Annotated in this window: 19 protein-coding genes and 1 tRNA gene; 10 read left to right on the top strand and 10 right to left on the bottom strand. The window is 54.9% G+C overall.

The features are described 5' to 3' along the window. Positions 1 to 32: 32 nt before the first annotated feature. The 5 genes from BM205_RS13220 to lpxC all read left to right on the top strand — a co-directional run bounded on the left by BM205_RS13220 (position 33) and on the right by lpxC (position 5,221). Positions 33 to 800: a cell division protein FtsQ/DivIB gene (locus BM205_RS13220; protein ID WP_092415165.1), complete on the top strand. Its 768-nt coding sequence runs from the start codon at positions 33 to 35 to the stop codon at positions 798 to 800. Between the two features lie 10 nt (positions 801 to 810). Then, positions 811 to 2,043 carry a cell division protein FtsA gene (gene ftsA, locus BM205_RS13225; protein WP_092415167.1) on the top strand — a complete coding sequence of 411 codons (1,233 nt, stop codon included), beginning with the start codon at positions 811 to 813 and terminating at the stop codon, positions 2,041 to 2,043. 146 nt (positions 2,044 to 2,189) lie between these two features. Next, the gene (gene ftsZ, locus BM205_RS13230) at positions 2,190 to 3,365 is read left to right on the top strand and encodes a cell division protein FtsZ (protein ID WP_092355524.1); all 1,176 of its coding nucleotides are present in this window, start codon (positions 2,190 to 2,192) and stop codon (positions 3,363 to 3,365) included. Positions 3,366 to 3,616: 251 nt separating this feature from the next. After that, positions 3,617 to 4,123, top strand: coding sequence for a peroxiredoxin (locus BM205_RS13235; protein ID WP_092415458.1), 507 nt, complete (start codon positions 3,617 to 3,619; stop codon positions 4,121 to 4,123). Between the two features lie 162 nt (positions 4,124 to 4,285). Then, entirely contained in the window at positions 4,286 to 5,221 is a 936-nt protein-coding gene (gene lpxC, locus BM205_RS13240) for a UDP-3-O-acyl-N-acetylglucosamine deacetylase (RefSeq protein WP_092415169.1), read from the top strand. A gap of 75 nt (positions 5,222 to 5,296) precedes the next feature. Here lpxC and BM205_RS13245 read toward each other — a convergent pair whose 3' ends face one another. Further along, positions 5,297 to 5,698 (bottom strand): DciA family protein, encoded by a 402-nt coding sequence (locus BM205_RS13245; RefSeq protein ID WP_254783880.1) that lies wholly within the window; start codon positions 5,696 to 5,698, stop codon positions 5,297 to 5,299. A 153-nt stretch (positions 5,699 to 5,851) separates the two neighbouring features. Between BM205_RS13245 and BM205_RS13250 the strand changes: the two genes are divergently transcribed. From BM205_RS13250 to mutT, 5 genes are all read left to right on the top strand, one after another. Further along, entirely contained in the window at positions 5,852 to 6,805 is a 954-nt protein-coding gene (locus BM205_RS13250) for a M23 family metallopeptidase (RefSeq protein WP_092415173.1), read from the top strand. Between the two features lie 222 nt (positions 6,806 to 7,027). Next, complete coding sequence (secA, locus tag BM205_RS13255) at positions 7,028 to 9,787, top strand: preprotein translocase subunit SecA (protein WP_092415175.1); 2,760 nt, start codon at positions 7,028 to 7,030, stop codon at positions 9,785 to 9,787. 215 nt (positions 9,788 to 10,002) lie between these two features. Further along, positions 10,003 to 11,241 carry a bifunctional glutamate N-acetyltransferase/amino-acid acetyltransferase ArgJ gene (argJ, locus tag BM205_RS13260; protein ID WP_092415177.1) on the top strand — a complete coding sequence of 413 codons (1,239 nt, stop codon included), beginning with the start codon at positions 10,003 to 10,005 and terminating at the stop codon, positions 11,239 to 11,241. 158 nt (positions 11,242 to 11,399) lie between these two features. Beyond that, positions 11,400 to 12,275, top strand: a complete 876-nt coding sequence (locus tag BM205_RS13265; protein WP_092415179.1) for an ATP-binding protein — start codon at positions 11,400 to 11,402, stop codon at positions 12,273 to 12,275. Next, complete coding sequence (mutT, locus tag BM205_RS13270; RefSeq protein ID WP_092415181.1) at positions 12,272 to 12,700, top strand: 8-oxo-dGTP diphosphatase MutT; 429 nt, start codon at positions 12,272 to 12,274, stop codon at positions 12,698 to 12,700. The genes BM205_RS13265 and mutT overlap by 4 nt, the downstream gene beginning before the upstream one ends. A gap of 29 nt (positions 12,701 to 12,729) precedes the next feature. Here mutT and BM205_RS13275 read toward each other — a convergent pair whose 3' ends face one another. The 9 genes from BM205_RS13275 to ispB form a co-directional block, all read right to left on the bottom strand. Next, complete coding sequence (locus BM205_RS13275) at positions 12,730 to 12,918, bottom strand: DNA gyrase inhibitor YacG (RefSeq protein WP_092415183.1); 189 nt, start codon at positions 12,916 to 12,918, stop codon at positions 12,730 to 12,732. A gap of 41 nt (positions 12,919 to 12,959) precedes the next feature. Continuing rightward, positions 12,960 to 13,715: a cell division protein ZapD gene (zapD, locus tag BM205_RS13280; RefSeq protein WP_092415185.1), complete on the bottom strand. Its 756-nt coding sequence runs from the start codon at positions 13,713 to 13,715 to the stop codon at positions 12,960 to 12,962. Positions 13,716 to 13,884: 169 nt separating this feature from the next. Beyond that, positions 13,885 to 14,535 carry a dephospho-CoA kinase gene (gene coaE / locus BM205_RS13285; protein WP_092415187.1) on the bottom strand — a complete coding sequence of 217 codons (651 nt, stop codon included), beginning with the start codon at positions 14,533 to 14,535 and terminating at the stop codon, positions 13,885 to 13,887. A 6-nt stretch (positions 14,536 to 14,541) separates the two neighbouring features. Beyond that, positions 14,542 to 15,408 (bottom strand): prepilin peptidase, encoded by an 867-nt coding sequence (locus BM205_RS13290; RefSeq protein ID WP_092415189.1) that lies wholly within the window; start codon positions 15,406 to 15,408, stop codon positions 14,542 to 14,544. Beyond that, entirely contained in the window at positions 15,408 to 16,640 is a 1,233-nt protein-coding gene (locus BM205_RS13295) for a type II secretion system F family protein (RefSeq protein WP_092415190.1), read from the bottom strand. The genes BM205_RS13290 and BM205_RS13295 overlap by 1 nt, the downstream gene beginning before the upstream one ends. A gap of 15 nt (positions 16,641 to 16,655) precedes the next feature. Beyond that, entirely contained in the window at positions 16,656 to 18,380 is a 1,725-nt protein-coding gene (pilB, locus tag BM205_RS13300; RefSeq protein ID WP_092415192.1) for a type IV-A pilus assembly ATPase PilB, read from the bottom strand. Between the two features lie 123 nt (positions 18,381 to 18,503). Next, positions 18,504 to 19,793 carry an HlyC/CorC family transporter gene (locus BM205_RS13305; RefSeq protein ID WP_092415194.1) on the bottom strand — a complete coding sequence of 430 codons (1,290 nt, stop codon included), beginning with the start codon at positions 19,791 to 19,793 and terminating at the stop codon, positions 18,504 to 18,506. Positions 19,794 to 19,845: 52 nt separating this feature from the next. Next, a tRNA-Pro gene (locus BM205_RS13310) sits at positions 19,846 to 19,922 on the bottom strand. A 65-nt stretch (positions 19,923 to 19,987) separates the two neighbouring features. Continuing rightward, on the bottom strand, positions 19,988 to 20,938 hold the full coding sequence (gene ispB, locus BM205_RS13315) for an octaprenyl diphosphate synthase (RefSeq protein ID WP_092415460.1): 951 nt from the start codon (positions 20,936 to 20,938) through the stop codon (positions 19,988 to 19,990). Positions 20,939 to 21,001: the final 63 nt, after the last annotated feature.

Raw genomic sequence — 21,001 nt, forward strand, 5'->3', positions numbered from 1 at the left:
AACTAACGATCCAAGCGATAAAGTCGATAACCATGTGGCAAGACATCAAAATGTTGAACGCGGTCTCCGGCGCCTTGCTGGGACTGGCTGCGCTCGCATTGCTGGCGTCTGGCGTCTGGTGGCTGGCGCAGCGGCCAATGTTTACACTGAAGACGATTCGGATTGAAGCTGCCGGGCAGAGTGAACTGCGGCGCGTCAATCCATTGATCATCCGGGCCAGCGCACTACCTCGCATCAAGGGTAATTTTTTTACCGCCAACCTGGACACGGTGCGTACCGCTTTTGAATCGGTGCCATGGGTGCGCAAGGCAGCGGTGCAACGTGAATGGCCGAACACGCTGATCGTGACGATCGAAGAGCATCAGCCGCTGGCGACCTGGGACGATGACGGCCGCCTGCTGTCTGTGTATGGCGATTTGTTTACCGCCAACCTGGACGAAGCGGAAGAAGACGGCGAGTTGTTGCGCATGTCCGGCCCGAAAGGCAGCGAGAAAGATGTAACGGCGCGCCTGGCCGATTTCCGCTCATGGTTTGCGCCGCTGAAGCTGAACCCGGTGGGAGTGGAGTTGTCGACGCGTTATGCATGGACCGTGAAACTGGATAACGGCATGACGGTAGAGCTGGGGCGAGAGCAGAACAAGAACACGCTGAAAGACCGCGTGGCACGACTGGTGCAGATCTATCCGCAACTGCTGTCGCGTTTGCAGAACCGGATTGAAAGTGTAGATATGCGGTATCCGAATGGCTTGGCGCTGAAGGCGAGCGGCATGTCGGGCGGATTGGGAAGCAAGAAAAAATAAGCGAAACACTATGACAAAAGACGCAAAAAATTTGATCGTCGGTCTCGACATCGGTACCTCCAAAGTGGTTGCCGTGGTTGCCGAGGTATTGTCCGACGGGCGCCATGAAGTCATCGGCCTGGGCCAGGCTGAATCCAAGGGGCTGAAAAAAGGCGTGGTGGTAAATATCGAAGCCACCGTCGAGTCTATCCAGCGCGCGTTGGAAGAAGCGGAACTGATGGCCGACTGCAAGATCCGCAATGTCTACACCGGGATCGCAGGCAGCCATATCCGCAGCTTCAATTCCAGCGGCATGGTGGCGATCAAGGACAAGGAAGTCAGCGCAGCCGATGTCTCGCGCGTTATAGAAACGGCCAAGGCCGTCAATATTCCTACCGACCAGCAATTGCTGCATACCGTGCCGCAGGAATTTATTGTCGATAGCCAGGAAGATGTACGTGAACCAATCGGCATGAGCGGCATCCGACTGGAAGTGAAAGTGCACATCGTCACCGGCGCGGTATCGGCGGTACAGAACATCGTCAAGTGCATCCGGCGCTGTGGACTGGAAGTGTCGGACCTGACCTTGCAGCCGCTGGCATCGGCAGATGCGGTACTTACATCTGACGAGAAAGAGCTGGGTGTGGTGCTGGTTGATATCGGTGGCGGGACTACCGACGTTGCAGTGTTCACGGAAGGCGCGATCCGGCATACCGCGGTGATTCCGATTGCCGGCGACCAGATTACCAACGACATTGCGATGGCACTGCGTACGCCGACCAATGAAGCAGAGGAAATCAAGCTGCGTTACGGCGTGGCCAAACAGATTCTGGCCGATCCGGGCGAAACGCTGGAAGTGCCTGGCCTGGGCGATCGCAATCCACGCACCTTGTCGCGTCAGGCTTTGGCGGCAGTGATCGAACCGCGCGTCGAAGAGTTGTTTGCGTTGGTGCACCAGGTGGTGCGCGAGTCTGGATATGAAGAGGTGTTGTCGAGCGGTGTGGTGTTGACCGGCGGCTCGGCAATGATGCCCGGCATGATCGAACTGGCGGAGGATATTTTCCTCAAGCCTGCGCGCCTGGGCACGCCGGAGTATCACGGCCAGTTGGCTGACGTCGTCCGCAGCCCGCGTTATTCGACTGTGTTGGGTTTGTTGCTGGAAGCGAAAAAGCAGTACCTGCGTGGCTACATCGTGACACGTCAGGAAGGTTCGGCGAAGGCAATCTGGCAGCGCATGAAGGAATGGTTCCTGGGTAATTTTTAATACGCTTTTCAATATATTTGTTTAGTACGGTTTTTAATACGAGATTTGTTTTTAACGTTGTTTGTGCAACACGCAGTTGTCAGTTGCTAGGCCTCACACAGCGTGATGCCTATTGACTGAATGCTGCATCTTTATGAGGAAATATCATGGAAATCGATATGCTTGACAATGCAACTTTGGGCACCGTGATTAAAGTCGTCGGCGTCGGTGGCGCCGGCGGTAATGCGGTCCAACATATGATCAACAAGGGTGTGTCCGGCGTGGAGTTCATTGCCGCTAACACTGATGCACAGGCGCTCAAGCAATCGAAGGCGCATAACGTGATCCAGATCGGCGAGACCGGCCTGGGTGCCGGTATGAAGCCGTCGGTTGGCCGCCAGCTGGCCGAAGAATCGCGTAGCCGCATCGAAGATGCACTGCGCGGTGCGCACATGGTGTTCATCGCCGCAGGCATGGGCGGCGGCACCGGCACCGGTGCTGCACCGGTGGTGGCGCAGATCGCCAAGGAGCAAGGCGCGCTGACGGTGGCGGTGGTGTCGAAGCCGTTCTCCTACGAAGGCCAGAAGTGCATGGATATCGCCGATGAAGGTCTGGAAGCATTGTCCCAGCATGTCGATTCGCTGATCATCATTCTCAACGAAAAGCTCGAAGAGATTTATGAAGACGACAGCATGATGGAGTGGCTGCAACACGCCGACGACGTACTCAACAATGCCGTTGCCGGGATCGCCGAAATCATCAACGTGCCTGGTCATATCAACGTCGACTTCAATGACGTCAAGACCATCATGGGTGAACAAGGCAAGGCAATGATGGGTACTGCTACTGCGCACGGTGTAGATCGCGCGCGTCTGGCAGCGGAGCAGGCCGTCGCCTCGCCGTTGTTGGATGGCATCGATTTGTCCGGCGCCCGCGGGGTGTTGGTCAACGTGACTGCCAGCCGCAGCCTGAAGGGTAAGGAAATCAAGGAAGTGATGGCAACCGTGCGTGCTTTTGCGGCGCCGGATGCATCGATTGCCCAAGGGATTGCCTACGACGAAACCATGGGCGACGATATCCGCGTCACCGTGGTGGCAACCGGCCTGGGCCGTGCACGCAAGTCGGTGCAACTGGTGCAAGCGCCAATGATGCGTACCGGTACCCACAACGAGCCGATGATGCATGGCCAGGCTTCGGTGGGACATGGCAGCTCTTCGTTCGAAGGCATGAAGGCGCCGGCAGTATGGCGTCGCGAATCGGCTTCCGACACGGTGCGGGCTTTGGAAAAGAACGGTATGGAAACCTACGACATCCCGGCTTTCTTGCGCAAGCAGGCCGATTAAATCCAGGTTGTTCTGACGGGCGCTGATGGCGGGCAATGGCAAATTCGAATACCCGCTATCAGCGTCAGCGTTCTGCATGAATTTGCGGAACAAGGCATACTGCGGGTTCCACGCCGCGTCGAAAGGCGCGGCGTTTTCTTTTGTGGGATCCACAGACATTCGACGTTTCTGAAATGTGGCAAAGCGGTTCTATTTACCGTTGTGCCGAGAGTTTCAGGGGCGCCATCAATTACCTAGACAAGGACTACATCATGACTATCAAGATCGGCGATCGCCTGCCAGAAGGCAAATTAGCAGAATTCATCGAAACCGAAACCGAAGGTTGCGCACTTGGACCGAATACGTTCAATGTCAGCGATCTGGTCAAAGGCAAGAAAATCGCTTTGTTCGCGGTACCTGGCGCTTTCACGCCGACTTGTTCCGCCAAGCATCTGCCAGGCTATATCCAGCACGCAGCGGAATTCAAGGCCAAGGGCGTAGATGAGATCTGGGCGATTTCGGTCAATGACGCGTTCGTCATGGGCGCCTGGGGCCGTGATCAGAAAGCCACCGGCATCGTGCGTTTGCTGGCCGACGGCAATGCCGATTTCGTCAAGGCGCTGGGTCTGGACGCCGATTTCGGCAAGTTCGGCATGGGCGTGCGTTCGCAGCGTTTCTCGGCGCTGATCGACGACGGCGTGGTCACGCAGCTGAACGTTGAGCAAGGTGGCAAGTTTGAAGTGTCCAATGCGGAAACCCTGCTGGCGCAACTGGCTTAAACGGCCGACAGGCTCCTAGATCGGCTGTAGGCAAGGCGGCGCTGGCCTGAGGGCTGGCGCCGCTTTTTAATTGTACGGACAGAAACATGAAGCCGTGTTTTTTACCCCACAGTAGCTACACATCGTTACAGAATAATTATCAGTCAGATTTATAATGTCATCATGTTGAAACAACGTACCATCAAGAAAATTGTCAAAACGACAGGCATTGGCGTCCACTCCGGCACCAAGGTCGAGCTGACCCTGCGTCCGGCAGCCGTGGACACCGGGATCATTTTCCGTCGTGTCGATATCGACCCGGCCGTCGACTTCCCGGCGAAAGCAACCGAAGTCGGCGATACGCGCATGGCCTCGGTGCTGGTCAAGGATGGAGTGCGGGTATCGACCATCGAGCATTTGATGTCTGCCTGCTCCGGGCTTGGCATTGATAATCTGTATGTCGACGTGACTGCCGAAGAAATTCCCATCATGGACGGCTCGGCATCGTCGTTCGTGTTCTTGCTACAGCAGGCCGGACTGGAAGAGCAGAACGCCGCCAAGAAATTCGTCCGCATCAAAAAATCCGTTGAAGTCCGCGAAGGCCAGGGCGACCGCGAAAAATGGGCGCGGCTGGATCCTTGCAATGGTTTCAAGCTCAAGTTCTTTATCGAATTCAATCACCCGGCAGTGGATGGCACCGGCCAGACCGCCGAGGTCGATTTCAGCATCCAGTCGTATGTGAAAGAAATTGCGCGCGCGCGTACCTTCGGCTTTATGCAAGATGTGGAAACCATGCGCGGCCTGGGGCTGGCGCGCGGCGGTTCGCTAGAAAATGCGATCGTCATGGATGAATACCGGATCCTCAACAGCGACGGCTTGCGCTACGAAAACGAGTTCGTTCGCCACAAGATCCTGGACGCCATCGGTGACCTGTACCTGATCGGCCATCCGCTGCTGGCCAGTTACACTGCCCACAAGTCCGGCCACGGATTGAATAACCAGTTGTTGCGCGCTTTATTGGCTCAGCCGGATGCGTATGATGTGGTCAGCTTCGATGAGCTAGCCGAAGCGCCGGGCGCCTACCAACGCCAGGTCGGGCAAGAGTGGGCGTTGAATTGAGTTTTTACTAAGTGTTTGTGTATAATGTCATTTTCGCAATATAGCGTTATTCTTTGCCTGTAGCGATTCGATGATTTATTTCTTCTCGCTATAGCGTCTGACCATCGCTGCGATAGCATTTTTCAGTGCTTCGTTTGCAGCTGATGGCTCCAGTTCCTCCATCAACGAAGAGAATGCCGAAACCGCTTTGGATGAAAGCAGGGCTTGCTTGACAGCAGGCGCTTTCATTAGATTTTGGCTTACTTGCACTTTGATTCGGATTGCATTAATCTGCCAATTTCCTGCTAGCAATTGGCTTTGCAAGCGTGGCAGTTGCTGCTTCAATTTGCTTGCAAGTGCGGCGTTGGGCGCGGATAGTACCAGTTGCCCGGCTTCGCATTGCAATACTTCGCAGGTACTGAACATGGCAGGCAATTCGGCGGCAATTTGCTTTTGCAGCGCCGCCATGCGTGTGACAGCGGGCAGCAATGCCGCCATCTTGTCATTTCCCCGTAAAAAATCGGTAGCGGCTTTTTGAGTCTGAGGCCTGGAACTCGTTGTCGCTGGCCGGTAAGAAGAAGGTGAGAGTCTACGCATGATGGTGAAACCTTATCACACCTGTGACCCGCTAAGGGCGTCACCGGAGCTGCAATGCAGGTAATTCTGTTGCACCCGCGTTTTAATCGCGCAAAATCCATCACTTTAGGCGCCAGGCACATCTCATTGATGATCGCCGCTTTTCTATTGGCGGTATTGCTGGCGACTGGATTGTTATATTTCCTCACGGCCCGCTACGCGATCGGTTTACCGTTTGCCGGCAAGGCTGCCAGCAGCTCTGCGGCCGGACTGCAGGATAAAGACAAATACCTGAAAGAAAACCTGGCGGCGATGGCCATCAAACTGGGTGAAATGCAGGCGCAGTTGATGCGCCTGGATGCGCTGGGCGAGCGGGTCCAGGGTTTAGCGGGCGTCAAGCCGGAAGAGTTCAATTTCAAGGAGGCGCCCGGCCGCGGCGGCGCCGAATCCAGCAACCTGGACGACAGGCGCTCTCACGACATGAGCATGAGCGAGTTCCAGCAGGCGCTGGACGCGATGTCGCGCGATGTCGGTTACCGTGCCGATTATCTGAACGTGGTTGAAACCGTGCTGATGAGTGACCGCATCAAATCCAAGCTGTTGCCAACCAACCAGCCGGTTAACGTTAACTACAATTCATCAAGCTTTGGCTGGCGGCTCGATCCGTTTACCGGTCGCAGTGCATTTCATGAAGGGCTGGATTTTCCAGCATCGGTCGGCACCTCTATTGTCGCTGCTGCTGCGGGGGTGGTGATTGCTGCCGAATATCACCCGCAATACGGCAACATGCTCGATATCGACCACGGCAACGACATCATCACCCGCTATGCGCATGCGTCGAGACTGTTCGTCAAAGTGGGCGACATTGTGCAACGCGGCCAGCATATTGCCGATATCGGCACTACCGGGCGTTCCACCGGGCCGCATTTGCATTTCGAGGTACGAATAAAAGGCGTGGCGCAGGATCCACGCAAGTTTCTGAATGCCGGCACCGATCTGGCAAAGGCGGCAATATTGGCAGGAAAGTAAGGATGTTGTTGTAATGCAAGCAGTATTGTCAGGAAGCAGTGTCAATGCGACAGCCAATACGGCACAATTTGCGCAACTTGCTATTGTTTCCTGGCGCATAACCCCAATGTGTCGGGGACTGCATGATAAAATTCTCCGATTATTTATTTAGCCACAGCCCGGTTTCGTGTCCATTCACAAGATGCCACGGAATGCCGCCGGCGCTTTTTTTAGAATCCAAGCATGTCATTACTGACCCAGATTTTCGGTAGCCGCAACCAGCGCCTGCTCAAACAATATAAAAAAGTCGTCCGACAAATTAATGCACTTGAACCGGCATTCGAAAAACTGTCCGATGCGGAGTTGCAGGCTAAAACGCCGGAGCTGAAGCAGCGCATTGCGGGCGGCGAGAAGCTCGACGCTTTGTTGCCGGAAGCATTTGCGGTTTGCCGCGAAGCCGGCAAACGGGTCTTGAAAATGCGCCACTTCGATGTCCAGCTGATCGGCGGCATGGTATTGCATTACGGAAAAATTGCCGAAATGGGCACCGGCGAAGGCAAGACGCTGATGGCAACCTTGCCAGCGTACCTGAATGCACTGACCGGCAAGGGCGTGCACGTGGTGACCGTCAATGACTACCTGGCGCAGCGCGATGCGGAGTGGATGGGGCGCCTGTATGGCTGGCTCGGCCTGACTACCGGCGTCAACCTGTCGTCGGTTGAGCACGATGCCAAGCAAGTTGCTTATTCGGCCGACATTACCTACGGCACCAACAACGAATTCGGTTTCGACTATCTGCGCGACAACATGGTGTACGACGCCACTGACCGCGTGCAGCGTGCCTTGAATTTCGCTATCGTCGATGAAGTCGACTCGATCCTGATCGACGAAGCGCGTACCCCGCTGATCATTTCCGGCCAGGCTGAAAATCATACCGATCTGTATTACAAGATCAATGAAGTGCCGCCGATGCTGATCCAGCAAATCGGTGAAGAAACACCGGACGGCAAGGGCAAGGTTGAAGTACCTGGTGACTATACCAAGGATGAAAAAGCGCATCAGGTCCTGCTGACGGAAGCCGGCCACGAAAAGGCTGAGCAGATCCTTACCAACATGGGCTTGCTGGCAGAGGGCGCGTCGCTGTACGACGCTGCTAACATCAGCCTGATCCATCACCTTTACGCTGCGCTGCGTGCCCACTCCCTGTACTTCAAGGATCAGCACTACGTGGTCCAAAATGGCGAAATCGTCATTGTCGATGAATTCACCGGCCGCATGATGACTGGCCGTCGCTGGTCGGATGGTTTGCACCAGGCGGTTGAAGCCAAGGAAGGCGTCAAGATCCAGAACGAAAATCAGACCCTGGCCTCGATCACCTTCCAGAATTACTTCCGCATGTACGGCAAGCTGGCCGGCATGACCGGTACCGCCGATACCGAAGCGTACGAATTCCAGGAAATCTACGGTCTGGAAACGGTGGTAATCCCGCAAAACCGCCCGAATCAGCGTAAGGACCGGCAGGATCAGGTCTACAAGACTTCGCAAGAAAAATACATGGCAATGCTGAAGGATATTCAGGATTGCTACGAGCGTGGCCAGCCGGTACTGGTAGGTACCACCTCGATCGAAAATTCGGAATTGCTGTCAGGCATTCTGGAAAAAGCCAAGCTGCCGCACAATGTGCTGAACGCCAAGCAACATGCGCGCGAAGCGGAAATCATTGCACAGGCGGGCCGTCCGCAAGCGATCACCATCGCTACCAACATGGCGGGTCGTGGTACCGACATCGTATTGGGCGGAAACGTCGAGAAACAAATCCAGTTCATCGAAGCCGACGCTGCGCTCAGTGAAACTGAAAAACAACTGCGCTCCGACAAGTTGCGCGATGAATGGCAATCGCTGCATGACCACGTGGTCAATTCGGGCGGCTTGCACATCATCGGTACCGAGCGTCACGAATCGCGCCGGGTGGATAACCAGTTGCGTGGCCGTGCCGCGCGCCAGGGCGATCCGGGTTCCTCGCGTTTCTACCTGTCGCTGGATGACGCTTTGCTGCGCATCTTCGCTGGCGACCGTGTGCGCGCGATCATGGATCGTCTGAAAATGCCGGAAGGCGAGCCGATCGAAGCTGGTATCGTATCGCGCTCGATTGAATCGGCGCAGCGCAAAGTTGAAGCGCGTAACTTCGATATTCGCAAGCAGTTGCTGGAATATGACGATGTCGCCAACGATCAGCGTAAAGTGATCTATCAGCAGCGTAATGAGCTGTTGGAATCGCAAGGCGTTTCCGAGACGGTTGCATCATTGCGCGAAGGCGTCCTGGACGATACTTTCCGTACTTATGTACCGGAAGAATCGCTCGAAGAGCAGTGGAATATTCCTGCGCTGGAAACGGCTTTGGCGAACGACCTGCATCTGGAAGTACCGTTGGGCGAGATGTTGAAGGCGGAGCCGAACCTGACCGACGAAGAACTGCTGGAACGTGTGCTGACGGCGGCTAACACTACCTACGATGCCAAGACTGAAATCGTCGGCAAGGAATCGTTTGCCGGTTTCGAGCGTAGCGTCATGCTGCAAAGCGTCGACAGCCACTGGCGTGAACATCTGGCGGCGCTGGACCATCTGCGCCAGGGGATTCATCTGCGCGGCTACGCACAAAAAAATCCGAAGCAGGAATACAAGCGCGAAGCGTTTGAATTGTTCGGCCAGATGCTGGATCTGATCAAAAATGAAGTGGTCAAGGTGGTGATGACGGTACGCATCGAAAATCGTGAGGAAATTGCTGCAGCAGAAGAAGATATGGCGCAATCCCACGTTGAAAATGTGCATTATCAACACGCTGATTTCGATCCAAGTGCAGCGCCGGAAGCATTGCTGGCGCCAACTGCGCATAGCGATGAGTCACATCAGCAGGGCAGTGCGGTACCGAAAGTCGGCCGTAACGACCCTTGCCCTTGCGGCAGTGGCAAGAAATACAAGCAATGCCATGGTCAACTGATGTAATCAGGAATGATCGGCAGTAAGTAATAGGCAATAGTAAAAGAAGGGCGGGGAAACCCGCCCTTCTTCTTTTGTTACAGCAGATTTACACATGGCCTCGCCTTACCCCTTAAAATACGCGTCTGGACCACCATCTCCGTCTCCTGAGTTGAACGGACCAATACCTCATAATCTGGCAAACCTACGCCACTAACATTTACACCTAGTTAAGGATTCTCATGGCCGTCAATTCCCCTATTCCTGTCGCCGCCGACTTGCTGCCTGTAGCCGGCATCGAACTTGGTCACGCCGAGGCCGGCGTGCGTAAAGCGAATCGCAAGGACTTGCTGGTAATGAAACTGGCGCCGACCGCGACGGTGGCCGGGGTATTCACGCAAAACCGTTTTTGCGCCGCGCCGGTGCAAGTGAGTAAAGCGCATTTGGCCGCCGCCGAGATTTCCGGCGAGCCGATCCGTGCGCTGCTGATCAATACCGGCAACGCCAACGCCGGCACCGGTGAGGCCGGCCTGGCCGCAGCCAATGCCACTTGCGATGCGCTCGCGGAATTGCTGGACTGCCATGCGGCACAGATATTACCGTTCTCGACCGGAGTGATCCTGGAGCCGCTGCCGGTGGAGCGCGTTACCGCTGGTTTGCCACAGGCTATAGGCAACCTGAAGAGCGACAACTGGTTTAATGCCGCCGAGTCCATCATGACTACCGACACCCAGCCGAAAGCTGCTTCGCGCCGCCTGATGATCGCCGGTAAACCGGTAACGCTGTCGGGCATCAGCAAGGGCGCAGGCATGATCAAGCCGAATATGGCGACCATGCTAGGTTTCCTCGCTATCGATGCAAAAGTAGCGCAGCCGGTATTGGAGAAGATGGTGCGGCAGGCTGCTGACCGCTCGTTCAACTGCATCACTATCGACGGCGATACCTCGACCAACGATTCGTTCATGCTGATCGCCACCGGTGCCGGCGAACTGGAAGTCAACAGTGTCGACAGCCCGGAATATGCGGAGCTGGCAGCTGCCGTCACCGATATTTCCCAGCATCTGGCGCAAATGATCATTCGGGATGGCGAGGGCGCCACCAAGTTCATCACGGTTACCGTGGAGCAGGGCCAGGATGTTGCCGAATGCCGCAAGATCGCCTATTCGATCGCTCACTCGCCGCTGGTAAAGACGGCATTCTTTGCTTCCGATCCGAACCTCGGGCGGATTTTGGCGGCGATCGGCTATGCCGGTGTCGACGATCTGGATGTCAGTAATCTGGATCTGTATCTGGATGACGTGCTGGTGGCCAAAAATGGTGGCCGCAATCCCGAATATCAGGAAGCGGACGGTCAGCGTGTAATGAAACAAAGCGAAATTACGGTACGGGTACAACTGGCGCGCGGCGACGCTGCCGCGACCATCTGGACTTGCGATTTATCGCATGACTATGTGTCGATTAACGCAGACTATCGCTCTTGAGGCGCGTGTTTTTCCAAGAGTAGGTGGCACCTTGGCCGGCTGCGGCCAGGGTGCCGGATCCGTTCCGACAAATAATATTCATCCAGTATCGTTTTGCTTTGCGTCAGAATGAGGCAATCATTAACATCTGCCATCAACGCTATCGACCTCCCTCAGCCATGACTCAATTAGATCAATTCCTACTCCGCGCCGAAGCCCTGCTAGGTCGCCTTGAATCCATTCTGCCGCCAGCCAAGGCGGCTCCCGATTGGCAGGCGGCAACAGCTTTTCGCTGGCGCCATCGTGGCGGATCGGCTGGCGGTTATTTGCAAGCGGTTGGCCATATCTCGGATATTGCGCTGGCAGACCTGCACAATATCGAAATACAGAAGCAGCAGATCGACCAGAATACCCGCCAGTTCGTCGATGGCAGGCCCGCGAATAATGTGCTGTTGACTGGTGCCCGCGGCACCGGCAAGTCGTCCTTGATCAAAGCTTGCCTGAATCAGTATGCATCCCAAGGTTTGCGTCTGATAGAGGTAGATAAGGACGATTTGGCGGCATTGCCGGATATAGTCGACCTGGTGGCCGAGCGTCCTGAGCGCTTCATCATTTTTTGCGACGACCTCTCGTTTGAAGAGGGTGAAAGCGGTTACAAGGCGCTCAAAGTGGCGCTCGACGGCAGCATAGCCGCACAGTCGGACAATGTATTGATTTATGCAACTTCCAACCGCCGCCATCTGCTGCCGGAGCGGATGTCCGACAACGCTACTTACAAAACTACCGAGGACGGCGACCTGCATCCGGGTGAAACCGTCGAGGAAAAAATTTCACTTTCAGAGCGCTTTGGGCTGTGGGTATCGTTTTATCCGTTCAAACAAGACGATTACCTGGATATCGTCGGCCATTGGCTGGGCCATTTCGGCTGCACCGCGGAGCAGATCGCCGAAGCGCGTGGCGATGCCTTGCGCTGGGCCCTGCAACGGGCCTCGCGTTCGGGCCGGGTTGCATGGCAATTCGCGCGTGATTACGCCGGCCGGATGACACGATCTTGAGCGCGCCGGTCTCTCCTGATCGGGTGCCGGTGAATGTGGCTGTGGGCATTCTGATGAAGCCTAATGGCGATGTATTGCTGGGGCAGCGGCCGGAAGGCAAGCCGATGGCGGGATATTGGGAGTTTCCGGGTGGGAAGGTAGAGTCGGGCGAGTCGATTTTCGATGCGCTCAAGCGCGAGCTGATGGAAGAGCTGGGGGTTGAAATCGCCTCAGCCGAGCCGTGGTGCGGGATTGAGCATCACTATCCGCATGCGCGGGTGCGGCTGCACTTCTACATTAGTCGTGAATGGCGTGGCGAGCCGCAAAGCCTGGAAGGACAGGCATTCTCCTGGCAAGGCAGCGTAGGCGTGGAGCCTTTGTTGCCGGCTGCGATTCCCTTGATCGAATGGCTGGACGAATTGCGCCGGGAGAGCGCTAACGTTTAATCTATCGGTGATACTGACAATGTTGGCAACTACTGCGGTAGCTTGCCATCATCATCAATCTCATCCGGCGGATTGACTGCAGGGATCGCGTATTTCTCTTCAGCCCAGGCGCCCAGGTCGATCTGCTTACAGCGTTCCGAGCAAAACGGCCGGAACTTGTTAGCTGCAATCCATTCAACTTTTATGCCGCAAGTCGGGCAATCAACGGTAGTAGTCATACAAATCTATCAAAAAACATTCGAAAACAATCGAAAAGCAGTTAAAAATTACAAAGAGTCAGCTCGAACGGCACGTCGCCCTCGTACGCTTTAGGCTTCAAATCGCCACCTTGCCTGGTAAAGCGCACCCACAACATGTATTTGTTGGCCGATATTTCTGGGATGGCGGCGAGCTGCTCATCAATGATCAGGCGTAGCATCTGATAAGACTTCCCTTGCAGCATTTGCTGATAACTACCGTTTTGTGCGTCTATCTTTGCCGAACTTCCGGTTTCTCGCAGTAATCGCAAAACTATGCTGATAGCGTCGAACAAAGGCGCCAACGGTCCAAACCAGCCAATAATGTCAGCGAATCGTTGTTCCGCCGGATGTTGCTGCCAGGCGTAATACGAAGGCAAGTCGAATTCACAGGCACCGCCGGGAATGATGGTGCGGCCGCGGATGCTCATCAACCATTCGTTCTCGCGTATGTGCTGGCCGGTTTTCCCCTGGGTGGCCATGAGCGCGGTGCTGACCCTGTCTATCTCTTGCAAGATGGCGTCCAGCATATCGGGAGCGACGTTCGGATTGGATTTAAAGCCGAGCAGGGTTTGTTTTTGCCGTTCCAGTTCTTGCAGCAAATCCGATTTCAAATCGGCGCGTCCAGCGACCTCCAGCATCTCGAAAATGGTGGAGAGCGCGACATGGTGCTGTAACGGACTTTCCTGTTGTACGAAAAAACCAAATCTTTCGTGCAGGTCTTCCAGCCGCAACAGGGTGCGAATGCGCTCGTTGAAAGGATATTCGTAGACGATCAAAGTGACATCCCTTAAGAATTTGAGCCGGATAAGACATGATTCTGAACGATGCGAACAGAAATTACAAATGCCCTTCTATTTTTAACATTGAGCGAGAGGTTTTCGCTTGAAAAATAGAGTTTTAATACGCGGCTTTAGTATAAAGCTTTATACCATTATAACGATCTACTCATTGCTTCCTCATCGCATCATACAGCGCATGTAATCGGGCTACCTGCGGCAATAGCGCAGCGGGGTCGCTATTATTGATAATCACATCGTCGGCGGCCTGCAGGCGTTGCTGTCTGGTGGCTTGTGTCGCCATGATGGCTTGTACCTGTGACTGGTTCAGCGCATTGCGTTGCATCACGCGATGTAATTGAACCTGTTCGTCACAATCCACGACAAGTATGCGCTTTACCCGTTGCGTCCAGTTGCCGGACTCAATCAACAGAGGCACGACGAAAATCACATACGCACCTTCAGCATGTTCTGCCGCGCTGGCGGTTTCGGCCCGGATCAATGGATGCAAAATCGATTCCAGGCGCTGTTTTGCCGACGCATCAGAAAATACATGGGCACGCATTTTGGCTCTGTCCATGGCGCCGCTGGCGTCGATGAAGGCGCTGCCGAACTCGGCAATGATCGGCGCGATGGCGATGCCATTCGCAGCGGTCAGCTGATGGGCGATGACATCGGTGTCGATAACGGCGGCGCCGCGTTCGGCAAACATGTTGGCAACGGTGGTTTTGCCGCTGCCGATACCGCCGGTCAGGCCGACAGTGAATCTGTCAGTAGTTGGCGCTAGCTTGTCGTCATTCGCCGCATCGTGCTGGTTCATACGATGTTAGGTAGTAAAACCGAAATAAGTTTCCAGAATTGTCCGGCCATAAAACAAGGCGAGCAAGCCGGCGGCAGCCAGATAGGGGCCGAAAGGGATCGGTTTGTCGCGTCCGTGGTGGGTAAAAACGATGAGGGCAATGCCGACTGCAGCGCCTACCAATGATGAAAACAGGATAATGATGGGGAGCGTTTTCCAACCCAGCCAGGCGCCAAGCGCGGCCAGCAACTTGAAGTCGCCGTATCCCATGCCCTCTTTACCGGTCAGCAGTTTGAACGCCCAGTAAATCGCCCACAGGCTCAGATAGCCGGCAGCAGCGCCAATCACCGCGTCCTGCAACGGCACGAACAGGCCGGACAGGTTAAGCAGCAGGCCGATCCATAACAAAGGCAGAGTCAGGTCGTCTGGCAGCAACTGCGTATCAGCATCGATAAATGTCATCGCGATCAGCAGATAGACAAACACCAAGGTCGCCAGGCCGACCCAACCGCTGCCGAAGTGCCAGATCAGCAGCGCCGACAGGCCGCCGGTCAATGCTTCGACCAGCGGATAGCGAATCGAGATTGGCGTTTTGCAGCCGGCGCATTTGCCACGTAACGCCAGGTAACTCAGTACCGGCACATTCTCCAGCGCGCCGATCTGACGTTTGCATTGCGGGCAGGCCGAACGCGGCACTACCAGGTTGTAACGCTCGGTATGCGGCAGCGGTTTGCCGCTTTCGTGGGCGACATAATTGTCCGATTCACGCTGCATCATGATCGGCAATCTATGAATCACTACATTCAGAAAACTGCCGATCAACAATCCAAAAACAGCTGCCAGTGCGGTGGGAAGCAGGCTTCCCGCCGCCAGGAAAAAAATACCATCTTGCATCAGACCACCGAACCCAGTTTGAAAATTGGCAGATACATGGCGATCACCAGGCCACCGATCAGTACGCCAAGGATGACCATGATCAGCGGTTCCATCAGGCTGGACAAGGATGCTACCGCATCGTCGACTTCGGCTTCATAAAAATCGGCAACTTTACCCAGCATGTTATCCAGCGAGCCGGACTCTTCGCCGATCGAGACCATCTGCGTCACCATGTTCGGGAACACATTGGCATTTTCCATGGCGGTCGTCAAACTGGTGCCGGTGCTGACTTCGCTTTGGATTTTCTTGGTTGCATCGAGATAAACCGCGTTGCCGGATGCGCCGCCTACTGAGTCTAGCGACTCGACCAATGGCACGCCGGCGGCAAACATGGTTGCCAGTGTGCGGGTCCAGCGTGCAATGGTGGCTTTACGTATCACCGAACCGAAAATCGGCGCTTTTAGCAGCAGTTGGTCCATGAAGCGCTGTACTTTTAGCGAGCGTCTCCAGGATTGGAAGAACAGGTACAGGCCGGCAAATATGGTAGGGAAGATGATGTACCAGTTAGACACCATGAAATCCGAGATTGCCATTACGAACAGGGTCGGTGCCGGTAAGTCGGCGCCGAAGCTGGAGAATACTTGTTTGAACGCCGGTACTACCCAGATCATGATGACTGCGGTGACAATAAAGGCCACCGCCAGGATAGAGACCGGATAAAACATGGCTGATTTGATCTTGCCTTTGATGGCAAGGGTTTTTTCTTTATAGATTGCCAGCCGTTCCAGCAAATCTTCAAGAATACCGGCTTGCTCGCCAGCGCCGACCAGATTGCAGAAAAGCGGGTCGAAATAAAGTGGAAACTTGCGAAATGCCTGACTCAGGCTGGTACCGGTTTCAACATCACCCCGAATATCATTGACCAGTTTCGATACTGACGGATTGGCGTGACCCTTGGCGACGATATCGAAAGACTGCAGCAGCGGAACGCCCGCCTTCATCATGGTAGCCAGTTGGCGCGTAAACAGGGAAATATCCTTGTCGGAAATTTTCTTCCCGCTACGGAAGGTCTTCTTTTTAACTTTGGTGACCAGGATTCCCTGGCGGCGCATGGTGACGTTGACCACGGTCTCGCTGCCTGCGCGCAATTCACCTCGAATTACCTTGCCCTTTTTATCTTTGCCCTCCCAAAGATACACCCACTCCTTGACCTGACGTGAGCTTGCGACGCTGCGTGCAGCAGTTGCCATGAACTATTCCCCTAATTAGATATTGGTGCAGCCAAGCACTTCTTCGAGGCTGGTCAGCCCTTGTTTAACTTTTACTAATCCCGACAACCGCAAGGTTTTGACACCTTCACGCATCGCCTGTGCTTCGATTTCCAGCGCCGTACCGTGCGCCAGGATAATGCGTTCTATTTCTTCTGTAATCGGCATGATTTGATAGATACCGACGCGTCCCTTGTAACCGGTGCCGTTGCAGCGCTCGCAGCCAACCGCCTTGTAAGGCATCCAGGTACCGTCGATGTCATCTTCGGTGAATCCGGCTTCGAGCAAGGCTTCTTCCTGTACAGTAATCGGCTGTTTGCAACTGCACAGGCGACGCGCCAGCCGTTGCGCCGTGATCAGGATCACCGACGAGGCGATATTGAACGCGGGCACACCCATATTCATCAAGCGGGTCAGGGTCGATGGCGCATCGTTGGTATGCAGCGTGGAAAACACCATGTGACCGGTTTGCGCTGCTTTGATCGATATGTCGGCAGTTTCCAGGTCGCGGATTTCACCCACCATGATGATGTCGGGATCCTGCCGCAGGAAAGCTTTCAGCGCCACCGGAAAAGTCAGGCCGGCGCGGTCGTTGATATTGACCTGATTGACCCCCGGCAAATTGATTTCGGCAGGGTCTTCAGCGGTGGAGATGTTGATGCCTGGCTGGTTCAGGATGTTCAGGCAGGTATACAGCGATACGGTTTTACCGGAACCGGTCGGGCCGGTCACCAGCACCATCCCGTACGGACGCTGAATGGCGTCCATCAAAATGGCTTTTTGATCCGGATCGTAACCCAGCGCGTCAATCCCCATCTGGGCCTGGCTCGGATCCAGGATACGCATTACGACTTTTTCGCCGAACAGGGTCGGCAATGTGCTGACCCGGAAATCGATCGCGCGGGTTTTGGAAACGATCAGGCGCATGCGGCCGTCTTGCGGCACCCGCTTTTCGGAAATATCCAGCTTGGAGATGACCTTGATGCGGGATACCAGTTTGTCCTTGATCGACAGCGGCGGCTGCGCCATGTCGCGCAATACGCCATCGACCCGGAAACGGATGCGGTAGAATTTTTCGAAAGGCTCGAAGTGCAAGTCGGATGCACCTTGGTTGATGGCGTCGGTCAGGATCTTTTGCAAGAAACGGACTACCGGCGCATCGTCAATATCCGTGGCTGCCGCGTCCGCCACAGCTGCCGCGTCTTCTTCGACGAAATTGATCTCCTGCTCGTCGCCCACCATCTCATTCAGGCTTTGCTCGGCCGATTTGGCTAGTTTCTGAATATGCTTGAGCAGGATCGGATGCTCGACGATGATAGGTTCAACCGTCAGCTCGGTTTGAAACTTGATCTGGTCCAGCGCCTGGACATTGGTCGGGTCTGACAGTGCAACGTAGATTTTGTTACCGCGTTTCGCCAGCGCCAGCACCGTATGGCTTTCCATCAGTTTGGCGTCGATGGCTTTTTCCGGCAGCGTGCTCAAATTGAGCACGCTCAGGTCCAGCTGCGGATAGCCAAAGGTCTCGGCGCAAAACAGGGCGAGCGAACGCGCATCAAGATGGCCGCTTTCCAGCAAGGCGGCAATAAACGGTGTTTGGCTGTCACTCGATTTCTTGTGCAGCGACTCGATCTGTGGCGCCGAAAGACGTCCGGCTTGCAGCAACGCGCGCGCCAATCCTGATATCGGATTGGTGGAACTGGAATTCGGAAATACTGCTGCCATAAGGGGGTCAATACCAAAAGATGTGCCGAACCATTCGAACCGACCAATGATGCCCTACGGGAAACTCACTTGTAAAGGATTTGTGAAGAAATGTGTCGTAAAAGTTGCCGTTGGGCAGTGTTTTTAGTGTTCTTGTAGTTTATTCGGTCGCATCAATTTGGCAACCTTGATCGCCTGGTTTTGCACTTGTACGATTTCTATGATGCATCCGGCAATTTTCAGGCTGACGTTATTGTCGGGAATGTCCTGTAGCCATTCCAGTAACAGGCCGTTTAAGGTCTTGGGACCATCGAGCGGGAAATTCAAACCAAGGCGTTTGTTGATATCCCGCAGGGTAGTTGCACCCTCGAGCAGGCATTGGCCTTGCGGATTCCAGGAAAAACTGTCGGCGCGCGCGGCGCCCGGCTTGGAGGTGGTGAATTCGCCAATCATTTCTTCAATGATGTCTTCCAGGGTCACCAGTCCCTGTACTTCGCCATACTCGTCGACGATGATGCCCAGGCGCTCGTGGTTTTCCTGGAAATATTGCAGCTGCGTGAAAACGTCGGTGTCTTCCGGCACGAAGTATGGCGTGGTGAGCAGCTGGCGAAAATGTTCGACCGTCAGTTCTTCTTCCTGATTCAACAATGCCATTGCCTTGCGCACATGCAAAATACCGACGATCTGGTTGATTTCGCCTTCATATACCGGCAATTTGTTGTGATAGCAAGTGGTTAACTGGTGTTTGATATCGTCCACCGAAGCGGACAAATTCAACGCTTCAACTTGCGCCCTAGGCGTCATGACATCTTCCACCGAGATTTTTTCCAGGTCGAACAAATTAAGCAAAATGCTCTTGTGTTTTTGCGGCATGAAATTGCCGCCTTCCAGCACGATGGAGCGCAGCTCTTCCGGCGACACTCGCTGTTCTTGCGCATTTTTGCCGGTTTTGATATGCAGGATCTTCAGGATCGCCGATACGAACAGATTGACGAACCAGATCAATGGCTTGGCCAGCGCCATCAATGGTTTGAGTATGAAGCTGGTCGGCAAGGCAATGCGCTCGGGATAGGTCGCACCTATGACCTTCGGTGTAATTTCGGCAAATACGATCAGGAGGAAGGCAACCGCCGCAGTGGCGACGGTGATCACTTTCTGGTGATTGCCGAACGTCGTAATGGCAATCGCTGTCACCAGCGCCGTAGCGAGGGCGTTGACCAAAGTATTGACGATCAGGATCAGCGACAGCAGTTTATCGGTGCGTTCGAGCAGCCACAGCGTGGTAGTGGCTGCCTTGCTGCCGCGCTTGGCCAGATGGCGCAGGCGATGCTTGTTGGCGGCCACCAGAGCGGTTTCCGCCATTGCAAAAAAAGCCGACAGGAAGATAAGTACAACTAGTGCAAGAATCTGCACCCATATGGGCACGGCATCCAAAGGGTCACCGTAAGATGAAAGGTTAAAAAGGTTAACCAGCCAATGTGTCGGCTGGTCGGGGTGAGAGGATTCGAACCTCCGGCCTCTACGTCCCGAACGTAGCGCTCTACCAGGCTAAGCTACACCCCGATCTAGCTGTTCAATTCATTGAACAGGTTTTTGGGCTGCCAATCGACAGTCCCCTTGCGGAATTCTCAGTGATTCCGGTCCACAGCGAACACAGATAATTGTAGCAAAGAATCTTTGAACTGACTATTTGGCAACCCCGAGATCGCTGCCGCCGCCCGCTGCGAGGCTTTTTCGGCTTCGCGCCGCGTGTAGTCCAATGCGCCTGAAGTGGTAATGGCTGCCAGGATTTCATTGAAATGCTGCTCGTCGCCATTTTCGATGCAACTGCGCACTAGTTCCCGTTGCTCAGGAGTACCATTTTCCATCAGGTAAATCAGAGGCAAGGTTGGCTTGCCTTCGCGCAGGTCGTCGCCGACATTCTTGCCGATATCGCTGGCGTTGCCGGAATAATCCAGGACGTCGTCGATCAGCTGGAAAGCGGTGCCAAGCGAGCGGCCGTATTCGCCCGCGGCTTCAATTACATCGTCGCCGGCGCCGGCGATCAAGACGCCGAGCTGAGCCGCCGCCTCAAACAACTTGGCGGTCTTGGAGCGAATCACCTGCAGGTAGTTTTCTTCCGAGACATCCGGATTGTGCATGTTCAGCAATTGCAGCACTTCGCCTTCAGCTATAACGTTGGTGGCGTCAGCGACGATCTGCATTACACGCGCATTATCGACCGCTACCATCATCTGAAAGGCGCGTGAATACAGGAAGTCGCCAACCAGCACCGAGGCGGCGTTGCCGAACAGCGCATTGGCGGTCTGGCGTCCGCGCCGTAAGGACGATTCATCGACCACGTCGTCGTGCAACAGGGTGGCGGTGTGAATGAATTCGATCACCGCTGCCAATTCGTGGTGCTTGTCGCCGCTATAGCCGTAAGCCTGAGCCATCAGCAAGACCAGCACCGGGCGCAGGCGTTTACCGCCGGCGCTGATGATGTATTCAGCAATCTGGTTCACCAGCGGCACTTCGGAATGCAATTGCCGGCGAATCACCGCATTGACCGCTTCCATATCGGCCGCGATCGGGGACATCATGAATTGTGAGGATGAAGTGTTGGGAGCGGCTGACAAAATAAAACCTGTTGGAAATCGATT

This window comes from Collimonas sp. OK307 (genome assembly GCF_900113705.1).
GTDB lineage: Bacteria > Pseudomonadota > Gammaproteobacteria > Burkholderiales > Burkholderiaceae_D > Collimonas.